The organism is Spirabiliibacterium falconis (assembly GCF_014885015.1).
Classification (GTDB): domain Bacteria; phylum Pseudomonadota; class Gammaproteobacteria; order Enterobacterales; family Pasteurellaceae; genus Spirabiliibacterium; species Spirabiliibacterium falconis.
In genome coordinates this window covers 1-14136 of record NZ_JABMIJ010000003.1, presented here as the reverse complement: position 1 = coordinate 14136, position 14136 = coordinate 1, and the positions used below count along the sequence as shown (strand labels likewise).

Genomic DNA, 14136 nt, shown 5'->3' with positions numbered 1-14136 from the left:
TATTCAGTAAAGGAGAATACTATGCAACGACAATACCATATCATTCGCCGAAACCTCATCACATTAGGATTAACCACATTAGGTGTTACTTTCCCTGCTCTCGCCCAAGATATTACAGGGGCAGGCGCATCATTCCCAGCCCCGATTTACAGCCAATGGGCAACAGACTATCAAAAAGCCACCAATACGAAAGTAAACTATCAAAGTATTGGCTCGTCTGGCGGTGTTAAACAAATTAAGGCGAAAACGGTCGATTTCGGTGCATCAGATGCGCCTTTGTCCGATGATGAACTGGCAAAAGCGGGCTTATTCCAATTTCCAACCGTGATTGGTGGCGTAGTGCTCGCCGTGAATGTGCCAGGGATAAAATCAGGCGAATTAATTTTAGATGGCAAAACCCTTGGTGATATTTACTTAGGCAATATTACCAAATGGAATGATCCTGCCATTGCCAAACTCAACCCATCATTACAGTTACCCTCACAAGATATTCAGGTAGTATTCCGCTCTGATGGTTCTGGCACATCGTATGTATTTACCAGCTATCTCGCCAAAGTCAATGAAGCGTGGAAAGATAGCGTGACCAAATCCTTCCCAGAACCCGAAAAAGGGTATTCTGCGGGTGCAAAAGGCAATGAAGGCATCTCTGCTACGATTCAACGGCAAAAAGGCTCTATCGGCTATGTAGAATACGCCTACGCTAAACAAAATAAATTACCATTTGTTAAACTTATCTCCGCTGATGGCGAGATTGTCAGCCCAAGTGCAGAAAGTTTTTCAAATGCGGCTGCAGGTGCAGATTGGGACCGCACTTTTGCACAAGATCTTACCAATCAAAAAGGCAAAAATGCGTGGCCAATCAGTGCAACAACCTTTATTTTGGTGGATAAAACTGCACAAGATACAAACAAAACCAAAGCCGTACTCAACTTCTTCAACTGGGGCTTAACTGAAGCACATGCACAAACTACCGCTCTGGATTATGCGCCTTTGCCACCTTCTGTAGTGCAAACCATACAACACGCGTGGAAAACAAACCTTCAAGATAACCAAGGCAAGAGCCTATATTAATTGAATAATAGCCCTTGCAACAGGCAAGGGCTCTATGCACCTCAAGGATGGTGAGTATGTCTAAAGCAAATTTCGTCCGACAAGATGCTCTGTTTGCGTTGCTGGTCAAAAGTGCCACCGTATTTACTTTAGTTTTATTTTTAGGCATTATCGTTTTTCTGATTAAAGATGCCATGCCAACTTTAGAAAAATATGGGCTGTCTTTCCTTTGGGAGAAAACATGGAGCCCTGCACGGGAAACCTTTGGCGCATTAGTGCCAATTTATGGCACACTGATCACCTCACTCATTGCATTACTTATTGCTGTGCCTGTGAGTTTCGGCATCGCCTTTTTTTTAACGGAAATCTCTCCTATCTGGCTACGCCGTCCACTGGGTACGGCAATTGAATTATTGGCAGGCATTCCAAGTATTGTCTATGGCATGTGGGGATTTTTCATTTTCTGCCCCTTGTTTGCTGATTATTTTCAAATGCCCGTTGGCAACTTACTCGGTGATTTGCCGATTATTGGCGTGCTCTTTAGCGGACCGCACTTTGGTATTGGATTACTCGCAGCCGGCATTGTACTCGCCATTATGATTATTCCCTATATTGCTTCTGTGATGCGAGATGTGTTTGAACAAACACCTGCTCTCCTGAAAGAATCTGCCTACGGTATGGGTTGTACCAAATGGGAAGTGATGTGGAAAATCATTCTGCCGTTTACCAAATCAGGTGTTGTCGGCGGTATTATGCTGGGATTAGGGCGTGCATTAGGCGAAACAATGGCCATTACGTTTGTCATTGGCAATTCCTATCGGCTAACATCTGCCTCCCTGTTTACACCAAGCTCAACGATCACCTCCGCCATTGCCAACGAATTTGCAGAAGCCGATTCCACGTTGCATATCGCCGCACTTATGGAATTAGGGCTGATTTTATTTTTCATTACCTTCATCGTTCTTGTACTCTCCAAGTTATTAGTGCGTGCCATCGCGAAAAAGGAGGGGTTGCAATGATGCATCACACCATTCGCCAAACCTTACAACGCAAACGCCGACTGAAAAATGCAATGGCCCTTACAACCGCACTTTTTGCCTTAGCGTTTGGTTTAATTTGGCTTATTTGGATTCTTATTACCATTGTGCAATATGGATTCAGTGGACTTTCGTGGACAGTATTCACGGAAATGACACCGCCACCGAGTGGAGAAGGTGGGTTATCTAATGCCATTATCGGTAGTGTAATAATGGTAGGCGTTGCGACATTATTAGGCACACCGCTGGGCATTTTGGTCGGCATTTTTCTTGCCGAGTATGGGCGGCATTCAAAAATGGCGGGGGTGATGCGCTTCATCAATGATGTACTACTTTCTGCACCGTCTATCGTCATTGGGCTTTTTGTGTACGCCTTGCTTGTTGCACCGATGGGGAACTTTTCTGGCTGGGCTGGTGCACTGGCATTAGCACTATTACAAATGCCCATTGTCATTCGCACCACCGAAAATATGCTCAACCTCGTCCCAAATACACTGCGTGAGTCTGCTTACGCGCTCGGCACGCCGAAATGGAAATTGATTTTAACCATTACATTAAAGTCATCAACAGCAGGTGTGGCAACAGGTATTTTACTTGGAATTGCTCGTATTTCAGGCGAAACTGCACCATTGCTGTTTACCGCACTTTCCAATCAATTTACCAGTACTGATTTAAGCCAACCTATGGCAAGTTTACCCGTCACCATTTTTAAATTTGCACTCAGTCCATTTGAAAATTGGCAAGCATTGGCATGGGTTGGCGTATTAATGATTACATTTACTGTATTACTACTTAACATCATTGCACGCGTTATTATCAGTAAAGGGCGCAAATCATAACGGAGATACCATGAATTCACTATCCCCAATTATTCAAGTAAAAAATCTTGATTTTTATTACAACGATTTTAAAGCATTGAAAAATATCAATTTAGAGATCGCCAAACAAAAAGTGACGGCATTTATTGGCCCGTCGGGTTGCGGCAAATCCACGTTATTACGCACCTTCAATAAGATGTATGCGCTGTACCCTGAGCAACGTGTAGAAGGGCAAATTTTACTCAATGGCGAAGATATTGTTACCAGTACACAAGATATTTCTGCATTACGTGCCAATGTGGGTATGGTTTTTCAAAAACCAACGCCCTTTCCAATGTCAATTTACGACAACATCGCCTTTGGAGTACGCTTATTTGAAAAATTAAGCAAACCTGAAATGGACGAACGAGTAGAGTGGGCTTTAACCAAAGCCGCACTTTGGAACGAGACCAAAGATAAATTACACAAGAGCGGTTATAGTCTCTCTGGTGGGCAGCAACAACGCTTATGTATTGCACGTGGAATAGCCGTTAAACCACAGGTCCTCTTACTTGATGAGCCTTGTTCTGCGCTTGACCCTATCTCAACAGGGCTGATTGAAAATCTTATTTTTGAGTTAAAAGAAGAATACAGCGTGGTGATCGTCACGCACAATATGCAACAAGCGGCTCGCTGCTCTGATTACACCTGTTTTATGTATCTCGGCGATGTTATTGAGTTCGGCGAAACAGATGCCATTTTTAATCACCCGCAAGATCAACGCACCGCTGACTATATCACTGGACGCTTTGGATAAAAAAGGAGACGTTATGTTAGTGCAAAAAAAGCACACGAGCGATCAATTTGATCGGGATATGCAACACTTATTTTCTCTGCTATTAACCATGGGGTCATTGGTTGAACAGCAACTGAATCATGCCATGCGTGTAATTCAAGGTGATGAAACCCTTCGCGCCGAACAGGTGATTAAAGGCGATAAACACGTTAATGCGATGGAAATTGCCATTGATGAAGCCTGCGTAACCCTTATCGCCCGCCGACAGCCTGTGGCTCAAGACTTACGTTTTATTATTACCGTGCTAAAAACGGCTTCTGAGCTCGAACGCATTGGCGATACGGTTGATAAGCTCTGCCACACTGTTTTGCATCACGACATCATTCAAGAACACATTCTGTTGGACAAAATGCAACAACTGGCACAGCATGCAATAACGATGCTACATAACAGCCTTAATGCCCTAAGTGACATGGATCTCAATTATGCCATGGAAGTTTACCAACACGATCAACATATTGATCAACACTATAAACAGCTTATGGCTGACATCACGGCATTAATGCGTCAACAACCCGATGAGCTCGAACGCTTTATTCCCGCTTTATTATGTGCACGCGCCCTTGAGCGAATTGGTGACCGCTGCCAAAATATTTGTGAGTTTATCTACTACTACCTCAAGGGGTATTTCCCTCGCCACAACGACATCCAAACCTAGTCAAAAAAGGGCAAAGTGCGGTATCATACTGTCTTCATAGGAGACATTATGCATACAACAGATCAAACGCCCAGCATTCGGCTAGATAAATGGCTATGGGCTGCACGTTTTTACAAAACGCGTAGCCTTGCTCGTGAGATGATCGATGGCGGCAAAGTACATTATAATGGGCAACGCAGCAAACCCAGCAAAACAGTTGAGATTGGAGCTACACTCAAATTACGCCAAGGCAACGATGAGAAAGAGGTGATCGTGCTTGCCTTAAGCGATAAACGCGGCAACAGCCAAACAGCTCAAACCCTTTATCAAGAAACAGATCAAAGCATCAAAAAGCGTGAAACCATCGCGCTGGCACGCAAAGCGAATGCCCTGTCGATGCCGAATCCAGAACGTCGACCCAACAAAAAAGAACGGCGCGATTTACTCAAATTTAAATATCAAGATTAACCTTGCAAATTCGCACAATGCCACCATATTGAAGGTAAACACACAATAAAGGCAAATTATGACAAGTATTGACACACAAGATAACGACAGTTTATACCGTTTTTTATTTCAAGATCGTGCGGTGCGTGGCGAATGGGTGCGTCTTAACCGCGCTTTTATAGACACACTCAACACCCACGATTACCCTGCCGCCGTACGCAATCTGCTAGGGGAAATGATGGTCGCAACCGCACTTTTAACCGCTACCTTGAAATTTGAAGGCGATATTACAGTGCAAATTCGCGGCGACGGTGCACTAAAATTGGCACTCATTAACGGTAATCATCATTTGCAATTACGCGCACTCGCCCGCTGTGACGGTGATATTCCTGACAAGGCAAGCCTGCAAGAGATGGTAGGTAATGCTGTATTGTTGATTGCTATCAATCCAACGCACGGAGAGCGTTATCAAGGCATTGTCGAGTTGAGCAAACCCACCATTAGTGAGTGCTTACAAGACTACTTTGCGCGTTCAGAACAGCTTCAAACCGCTCTTTGCATTAAAACAGGCGAGTACGACGGCAATCCTGTGGCTGCGGGAATGTTATTACAAATCATGCCCGACGGCACGGGTACACACGATGATTTGCAGCACTTGCACGTATTAATGGAAACCGCTAAAGCAGACGAACTTTTCAGTTTGAGCGCACAAGAGATGCTTTATCGCCTCTACCACGAAGAAACGGTCGAACTTTTTCCGAAAAGTGCGGTGAGCTTCCACTGTGGTTGCTCCCAAGAACGCTCAGCAGGGGCACTATTACTGCTTAGCGATGACGAGATTGACGACATTTTAGCACAACACAATGGTACCATTGATATGCGTTGTGAATGCTGTGGCACACACTATTATTTCAATAAAGACAACATTACGCATCTCAAACAGCAGCACTAACAAAACCCTGCTTTACGCAGGGTTTTATTTTTATAAAAATTCCCTGTCAACTTCCCATACTTTGATCTAGCTAACAGTTTTGAACAAAATTTTACCGTAAAATATCCCTATTATTTGGTATTTAATCTTCAACTAACGAGGTAATTATGAGCAGTGTAGAACAAGTCATTCAAGACTTAGCGAAATTGGGTATTCACGACGTTAAAGAAGTGGTTTACAACCCAAGTTATGATCAACTTTTTGCCGAAGAAACCAAAGACAGCTTGCAAGGCTTTGAAAAAGGGCAAGTGACTGAGCTTGGTGCGGTTAACGTGATGACTGGCGAATACACAGGTCGCTCACCGAAAGATAAATTTTTCGTGAAAGATGAAACCACCGAAAATACCATTTGGTGGACATCTGAAGAATATAAAAACGACAATAAACCTGTTAGTGTCGATACATGGAAAGAAGTGAAAAAACTGGCTACCGAAGAATTAAGCGGTAAACGTTTATTCGTGGTTGACGCATTCTGTGGAGCCAATGAAAGCACACGATTGAAATTGCGTTTTGTGATGGAAGTAGCATGGCAAGCGCACTTTGTGACCAATATGTTCATTCGCCCAACCAAAGAAGAATTAGCAAACTTCGGTGAGCCTGATTTTGTGATTATGAACGCCTCAAAAGCCAAAGTAACCAACTACAAAGAGCTTGGTTTGAACTCTGAAACTGCTGTGGTATTCAACCTCACCGAAAAAGTGCAAGTGATCTTAAACACATGGTACGGCGGCGAAATGAAAAAAGGGATGTTCTCTTATATGAACTACCTTCTTCCACTCAACGGCATGGCATCAATGCACTGCTCAGCTAACACCAGCAAAGACGGTAAAGAAACGGCTATTTTCTTCGGTTTATCAGGTACAGGTAAAACTACCCTTTCCACCGATCCAAAACGCTTATTAATCGGTGACGATGAACACGGCTGGGACGACGACGGCATCTTCAACTTTGAAGGCGGGTGCTATGCGAAAGTTATCAACTTGTCTAAAGAAAACGAGCCAGACATTTACAACGCCATCAAACGCGACGCATTGCTTGAAAACGTTACCGTTGATGCCAATGGCAAAATTGACTTCACGGATAAGAGTGTAACTGAAAATACCCGTGTATCTTACCCTATCTATCACATTGAAAATATTGTCAAACCAGTTTCTAAAGCAGGGCATGCAAACAAAGTGATCTTCCTATCTGCCGACGCATTCGGCGTGTTGCCACCTGTATCCATTTTGACACCAGAACAAACAAAATATTACTTCCTCTCTGGTTTTACCGCGAAATTAGCGGGAACAGAACGTGGCGTAACCGAGCCAACGCCAACCTTCTCAGCATGTTTCGGTGCGGCATTCTTAAGTTTGCATCCAACCAAGTATGCGGAAGAATTAGTGAAAAAAATGGAAGCCACTGGTGCAAAAGCCTACCTTGTGAACACAGGTTGGAATGGTAGTGGCAAACGTATTTCAATTAAAGATACCCGCGGTATCATTGATGCCATTTTAGATGGTTCAATTGATAAAGCACCAACCAAAGATATTCCAATCTTTGACTTTAAAGTGCCAACCGCACTTCCAGGTGTTGATCCTGCAATTTTAGATCCGCGTGATACCTACGCTGACAAAGCAGAATGGACCAAACGTGCTGAAGATTTAGCCGATCGCTTCGTGAAAAACTTCGCGAAATACACTGGCAATGATGCAGGCAAAGCATTAGTCAGCGCAGGGCCGAAAAAATAATTGCTAAGGTCAGACAACCGCACTTTATCATTAAAAGTGCGGTTTTTTTTGCGCCCTGAAAAATGAACGTGTACAATCTTACGCATTATTATTTGTGTTTGTTATCGAGGGTTTTATGACCGCACTTTGCACTTATGCTCAACTCAGCACACAATATCCACTCATTATTTGTCCGCTACCGCAATTCCAACTGATTGAAATTACAGGCGAAGATGCACAAAAATTTTTGCAAGGGCAACTCACTTGTGATGTCAATAAACTCGCCATAGGCGAAAATACGCTATGCGCCCATTGTGATCCCAAAGGCAAGGTTTGGTCTATTTTTTATCTCATTAAATGCTCAGAACAACATTTTTACTTGCTCATACGCAACCATTTATTGCCATCAGCACTGGATCAACTCAAAAAATATGCAGTATTTTCGAAAGTGCGGTTTGAACCTTGTAACCGTAAAATCATTGGTGCGGCGGGTGGCAATGCACATGCGTTCATCTCCCAATTTATAACTGCCCCCAATAGTGAAACGCCATTAACTCAAACAGATGAATTCATGGCGTGCTTGCTTGCCAGTGAGCAACCGCGTTTTATTTTGCTTGCCCCCGCCACCTGGCAACCACATACAGCCTATACTCATGATGAACATATTTGGGATGTGCTGGATATGCAAGATGGAATACCTGTACTCACCGCTGAAAGCCAAAATGAATTTATCCCTCAAGCCTTAAATCTACAACATCTAGGGCGCGCCATCTCGTTTCAAAAAGGCTGTTACATCGGGCAGGAAACCATTGCGCGTGCCAAATACCGTGGCGCAAATAAGCGTGCACTATTTACCCTAATGGGTCATGGAAAATGCAACGCACACATTGGTGACAGTGTGGAAATTGAATTAGCACAGCATTGGCGCAAAACTGGACATATTCTCAACCTATCAACGCATAATGATACACAATATCTCCAAGTTGTGCTGGCGAAAGACACGCCGCTGAATGCCAAATTTCGCGTTGATGATCTCCCCTATTCGTTGCTTCCATTGCCTTATAATGTGGATGATAAGTAATAAAAAGCCCCTAAAAATAGGGGCTTTTGTATGCTGACACTATGATAATTTGACCGCACGTTGAATAAACTTGAGTAGTTCATCTTTTGCTATCATAACTTTTTCACCCGTGCGGCGATTTTTATATTCAATCTCGCCGTTATTGAGATTTTTCTCGCCGATTACGATCATATGTGGAATGCCGATTAACTCCATATCAGCAAACATCACACCCGGCCGCTCTTTGCGATCATCAAATAACACCTCCACGCCTTGCGCTATTAAAGTGCGGTAAAGTTCTTCCGCATACGCCTGTACGGCAGGAGATTTGTGCATATTCATTGGCACAATGGCCACTTGGAATGGGGCAAGGGCATCTGTCCAAATAATGCCACGCTCATCATGATTTTGCTCAATCGCCGCCGCCACTACACGACTCACCCCAATGCCGTAACACCCCATCACCATCGTTTGTGGGCGACCATCTTCGCCTTGTACAGTGGCATTCATCGCTTGCGAATATTTTTCACCTAATTGGAAAATATGCCCAACTTCAATACCACGTTTAATTTGCAACGTGCCTTGACCACACGGGCTTGGATCGCCTTCTACCACATTACGCAAATCCGCGACTTCAGGCAGCGGTAAATCACGCTCCCAATTAATGCCGAAATAGTGTTTGCCATCGATATTCGCACCTGCGGCAAAATCACTCAAGTTCGCAACACTGCGGTCAATGATCAGTGGTAAAGGTAACTCCACAGGCCCAAGTGAACCCACACCCGCACCAATCGCCGCTTTAATCTCTGCCTCATCAGCAAATGTAAGTGGCGAGCCAACTTGCGGCAATTTTTCTACTTTCACTTCGTTGAGTTCATGATCACCACGCACCATTAAGGCGACTAAACCGCACTTGCCATTTTCATCGACTTGTCCACGCACAATTAATGTTTTTACCGTTTTCTCAATCGGTAAATTAAACTGCTCTACCAATTGTGCAATGGTTTTCGCCTCTGGCGTATCAACAAGACGCATCGTTTCGCTTGGTGCGGAACGTTCGCCCAGCGCAAGGGCTTCAGCCAGTTCAATATTTGCGGCATAATCTGACTCAGTTGAAAATACAATATCATCTTCGCCACTGGCTGCCAGCACCTGAAACTCATGAGAGGCACTGCCACCAATTGAACCTGTATCTGCCTGTACGGGACGAAAATCTAAACCCAACCGATTGAAAATATTGCAATATGTTTGATACATCACATCGTACGTTTCTTGCAGACTTTCTTTGCTGATGTGGAACGAATAAGCGTCTTTCATTAAAAACTCACGCGAACGCATCACCCCAAAACGTGGGCGCACTTCGTCACGAAACTTGGTTTGAATTTGATACAAGTTGATCGGTAATTGTTTATATGAGGTCAATTCACGACGTGCCAAATCAGTGATTACCTCTTCGTGGGTTGGTCCAAGCACAAAATCACGCTCGCCACGATCTTTTATACGCAAAAGCTCTGGTCCGTATTGTTCCCAGCGACCAGACTCTTGCCATAAATCCGCAGGTTGCACCACGGGCATCGATACCTCAATCGCACCACTTTTGTTCATTTCTTCTCGCACCACTCGCTCAGCTTTTTGTAACACGCGTAGCCCCGTTGGCAACCATGTGTAAAGCCCCGCAGCAAGTTTGCGCACCATACCCGCACGCAACATTAATTGAATGCTGACAATTTCTGCATCATTTGGCGTTTCTTTTAAGGTTGATAATAAATAATTGCTTGTTCGCATAAATTCGTTCCGATGATAAAAAATGGCATTATTTTAGCACCAAAGTGCGGTCAGTTGGTATAAAAATCCACACAACCGCACTTTCCATTAAAAACGCTTGCTTAGCTCAAGAAAAATGCGACTTTTGTCATACGTGTAGAATGGGTGGTTGCTTTTCACGTTTTGATAACTCCACGTAATACGTGGTGTTATGCCCCAAACGTGTACGCTGCGATGCCAAAGGCTGACATTCACACTATACTCGTCATCTTTTTGTGGCACTGTCAAAAACCGTGCGGGTGCTTTGTATTCACGCTTACCATAGCCGAGAATGATACGACTTGAAAGCCCCCAGCTCCATTCCTGCCCCCAGCCTAAACGCACCCCTTTTCGGTCGGAGGCATCGTCTTTATCTCGTGCGTTATCACGGCTGTAATCTGCACCCACAATCCAATATTGGTTGCCACTTGGCATATACAGTAGGGTGTTCGACCATAAATAATTATTACCGTTAAGGTGTTTGCGATCTTGATAACGCTGCTCGCCGTATTCTAATGCACTGGAGATTTGCCAATGTGGACTAAGCCAATAGCTACCATCAAGGCGTGCTCCACTCGTTTTAGAAAACTGTTTCAGTGCATCGCCACCACTTGAACCACCACCATACCATCGTTTTTCAAAAAATGGCGTTAGGCTAATTTCACTACGGGCAGTTTGAAAGCCGACACCTGCACCAATACGTGCCGTAACTTGGTTGTATTTTTTGTTATCCCAATAATATTTACCATAGGCATCACCACTGAGTTTGGTAAACCACCCCCCTTGTAATGACCATTTTTTATCCATGCCAAAACTATAACTTAGCCCCTGTGCATCCTCTCTTTCCCACGCATGAAATTCTTCGAAGGTTGTACCCGCTTTAGGTGCATTATTGATATTTGGCTCTCGTATATAACTTAAACCACCATTAAACGACCACGCATCACGCTTATTTAATGCCTGTAAATACTGCTCAATGACCTCTTTTGCCTCAGCGGGTAAATTTTCACTGCGTAATTTTTCAAATTGATCTTTTGCGGCATCATTTTCATTATTTAAAAACAAGACCTGTGCCATTTGAAAACGCACAGGTAACACCTGCGGATTTTGTGCAAACAATTCACGATAAAGTGCAACGGAACGAGTATAATCCCCTTGCTCTCGCGCTAAAATGGCCTCGCCCCACTTAATTAAAAGCGGATCATTTTTAGGTAAAGTGCGGTAGATTGGCAATAACAAATCCACACCTTCCGCATTATTTTGCAACAACGCTGGCACCAACGCACGCACCACTAAATCAGGATGCTGAGCCAGTTCTTCTTTACTCATTGACAGCGTTTTACCATCCTCTTGACGAGCAACGTGTGGACTTTTCTGCGGCGCAACAGGTTTTGCCACATCAAGTTGTGTTTCTGGCAAATTTCTTGGCTCAGGTTTTGCATTCTGCTCTTGTGCCAAGACGGGGATTGAAGTCCAAAGTGCGGTAACTAACAGTGGCAAAGACAATCTGGTTATGTTGTTCGTCATATTACTCCCTAAATCAATAAAGCTATCCATGCGAATAGCTTTATTGTAACAGGTTAAATAAGAATGTTTATCATTTTATTATTTTTGCTTTTCAGCCGCAAACACCACACCCCATTTTTGGTTGTGGGCTTCGCCTGCGAGTGATTGTGCGTTCTCACCATAGAATTGTGCATTCAGTGGTGCTGTTTTATCTTCGTCAGTTTTTAAATCCCAACCGATTAGACTTGAGTCAATTGAAATATCTTTAACTGTTGCCATACCATTAACGCTATTGCCTGAAATGTTACCTTCAACTTCAATCATACCTGCAGCAGTCCAACCTGAGATTTTTTTTGCATCAAAATCCGCCACAATTGACGTGTCGCCTATGTGTGTTTTGCCTTGAGTGAAGAATCCACCTTGAACGAAAAATAGTGATGCAGATTGAGAGGCATATTTCACCACACCGTGTTGAGGAATATCGCTTTCCGCTGTTGGCGCACCATTGTAGAACGTTACAATTCGCTGATCAGGCGAAATACTTTTCCCAATAATCGCAGCACTAACTTGTTTGTCACTACAACAATACATCGCCAACGATGTCATACGCCACCCAGGAATTTCCTCGCCTTGCTCCGAGCCTCCCGTTGCAATGACGGGATCTGCATTTTTAGGAATAACTTCAAGAATTTTCCCGCCATCGACAGTGATAAAGTTAAGGTCATTAGAATCAACCTGTACATTCTTAACATCTGGATTTTGATAATTACTTACATAAGTAAATCCTTTTCCATGCAGACTATTTTTAGCATAAGCCTCTGCTTTTGCCGCTTCTAATTTTTTCGCTTCTTCAGCCTTTTTCGCCTCTTCGCGTGCTTTTTCTTCTGCGCGTTTAGCCTCTTCTTCAGCTTTTTTCGCAGCTTCTTTAGCGTTGTCTTCTGCTTGTTTAGCTGCTTCTTTCGCCTTATCTTCTACTTTTTTTGCAGAATCTTCGACCTTATTCACAGCAGAATTAACACTGTCATTGCTATCACCGCCGCCACTACCACAGGCAGTTAAAACTAACGCAGCAAGTGCAGTTAAGCTCAATTTAATCCATTTTTTCTCTAACATAGTATGTTCCTTAAAGGTAAAAGTGCGGTCAAAACCGCACTATGATACATATCATCAACTATTTTTTAGTTGCACCAAATACTACACCCCATTTTTCGTTATGGGCGATACCAGCCACATTCTCTGCTTTTGGTCCGTAAAATGCACCGTTAAGTTGTGCATTTTTGTCTGCTTCAGATTGCACATTAGCATGTTCAAGTTCTGCTTTGTCTAAATTAATGAGGCTAGCCGTTCCAGCAAATTGATTTCCCTTAATATCTGCTTTCAGTGCAATAACCTCCTTGCTGACATTATCGTTCGACATAGCATAAATGCTACCTGTAAGTTGTTTATTGTCAAAATCTGCGGTAATTTCAGGTGAAAATTTTAGATCTGTTAGCGCATCTTTTTCTTTTGTGCCATCAAGATCAAATAATCCAACCATAGCAGAGCCTGATTTAGCATACTGAACTTTGCCCGCTTTAGGGATAGCATCAAGTGCGGTCAATTCACCATTGAAATAAGCTGTTGCGCTGTTATCTTTTACAGTATAGCCGAGTTTAACGTAATCTAAACCACGTCCACAACATACAGCCTCATTGTTTAAAATCATCCACCCTCCTGACGAAATGCCAGGATATTGATCTTGTTTTAATACGGTGATTTCTTTGCCATCTACTTTGATTTTTCCATAATCGTTTGAGCTTACCGTAGCATATGTCGCATTGGCAGGTTTGCCATCTTCAACATTCAAGGTTACGCTACCACCATGATATTTATCACTGGCTGCGTCCACTTGATTAACAACATCTTTCGCTTTATCTTCCACTTTTTCTGCCGCATTTTCGACCTTGTTCACAGCCGAGTTTGCACTATTATCACCGTCTCCTCCACTGCTACCACAAGCAGTTAAAATCAAAGCAGCAAGTGCGGTTAAGCTGAGTTTGATACGTTTTTTCTCTAACATAGATTTTCTCCTAGTTGATTATAAAATGTGTGTATATGAGTACATTGCCCGTTCGGTTGTGTGAAAGGCATAACAAAATCACCAGCGACACTATGCCGTGATGTAAAAAGGATTATATAAAGGAAAATGCAACGAAGTTGCGTAAGCAAAAAGTGCGCAGTTATGCGGTCGGTCGGTCGGTCGG

13 protein-coding genes are annotated in these 14136 nt (G+C 43.4%); 9 read left to right on the top strand and 4 right to left on the bottom strand.

The genetic code is table 11. The annotated features are described in order from the left end of the window. Positions 1-21: 21 nt before the first annotated feature. The 9 genes from pstS (at position 22) to ygfZ (ending at position 8605) form a co-directional block, all read left to right on the top strand. On the top strand, positions 22-1071 hold the full coding sequence (gene pstS, locus HPC40_RS00855) for a phosphate ABC transporter substrate-binding protein PstS (protein WP_208117592.1): 1050 nt from the start codon (positions 22-24) through the stop codon (positions 1069-1071). Between the two features lie 56 nt (positions 1072-1127). Beyond that, a complete protein-coding gene (pstC, locus tag HPC40_RS00850; RefSeq protein ID WP_408021812.1) occupies positions 1128-2069 on the top strand; it encodes a phosphate ABC transporter permease PstC in 942 nt (313 codons plus the stop codon). Further along, a complete protein-coding gene (pstA, locus tag HPC40_RS00845; protein ID WP_208117615.1) occupies positions 2069-2926 on the top strand; it encodes a phosphate ABC transporter permease PstA in 858 nt (285 codons plus the stop codon). The genes pstC and pstA overlap by 1 nt, the downstream gene beginning before the upstream one ends. Before the next feature lie 10 nt (positions 2927-2936). Next, positions 2937-3701, top strand: a complete 765-nt coding sequence (pstB, locus tag HPC40_RS00840) for a phosphate ABC transporter ATP-binding protein PstB (RefSeq protein WP_208117590.1) — start codon at positions 2937-2939, stop codon at positions 3699-3701. 13 nt (positions 3702-3714) lie between these two features. Continuing rightward, complete coding sequence (gene phoU, locus HPC40_RS00835; protein ID WP_208117589.1) at positions 3715-4398, top strand: phosphate signaling complex protein PhoU; 684 nt, start codon at positions 3715-3717, stop codon at positions 4396-4398. A gap of 48 nt (positions 4399-4446) precedes the next feature. Beyond that, positions 4447-4845, top strand: a complete 399-nt coding sequence (hslR, locus tag HPC40_RS00830) for a ribosome-associated heat shock protein Hsp15 (protein WP_208117588.1) — start codon at positions 4447-4449, stop codon at positions 4843-4845. Between the two features lie 58 nt (positions 4846-4903). Continuing rightward, on the top strand, positions 4904-5776 hold the full coding sequence (hslO, locus tag HPC40_RS00825) for an Hsp33 family molecular chaperone HslO (protein ID WP_208117587.1): 873 nt from the start codon (positions 4904-4906) through the stop codon (positions 5774-5776). 146 nt (positions 5777-5922) lie between these two features. Further along, positions 5923-7545 carry a phosphoenolpyruvate carboxykinase (ATP) gene (pckA, locus tag HPC40_RS00820; RefSeq protein WP_208117586.1) on the top strand — a complete coding sequence of 541 codons (1623 nt, stop codon included), beginning with the start codon at positions 5923-5925 and terminating at the stop codon, positions 7543-7545. Between the two features lie 115 nt (positions 7546-7660). Continuing rightward, positions 7661-8605: a tRNA-modifying protein YgfZ gene (gene ygfZ / locus HPC40_RS00815; RefSeq protein ID WP_208117614.1), complete on the top strand. Its 945-nt coding sequence runs from the start codon at positions 7661-7663 to the stop codon at positions 8603-8605. 39 nt (positions 8606-8644) lie between these two features. On the opposite strand, the gene proS is transcribed toward ygfZ, so the two are convergent. The 4 genes from proS to HPC40_RS00795 all read right to left on the bottom strand — a co-directional run bounded on the left by proS (position 8645) and on the right by HPC40_RS00795 (position 13952). Next, positions 8645-10369 carry a proline--tRNA ligase gene (proS, locus tag HPC40_RS00810; protein WP_208117585.1) on the bottom strand — a complete coding sequence of 575 codons (1725 nt, stop codon included), beginning with the start codon at positions 10367-10369 and terminating at the stop codon, positions 8645-8647. Positions 10370-10456: 87 nt separating this feature from the next. Continuing rightward, the gene (locus HPC40_RS00805) at positions 10457-11914 is read right to left on the bottom strand and encodes a surface lipoprotein assembly modifier (protein WP_208117584.1); all 1458 of its coding nucleotides are present in this window, start codon (positions 11912-11914) and stop codon (positions 10457-10459) included. Positions 11915-11992: 78 nt separating this feature from the next. Further along, the gene (locus HPC40_RS00800; protein WP_208117583.1) at positions 11993-13006 is read right to left on the bottom strand and encodes a transferrin-binding protein-like solute binding protein; all 1014 of its coding nucleotides are present in this window, start codon (positions 13004-13006) and stop codon (positions 11993-11995) included. Between the two features lie 58 nt (positions 13007-13064). Further along, entirely contained in the window at positions 13065-13952 is an 888-nt protein-coding gene (locus tag HPC40_RS00795) for a Slam-dependent surface lipoprotein (RefSeq protein ID WP_208117582.1), read from the bottom strand. Between the last annotated feature and the right edge of the window lie 184 nt (positions 13953-14136).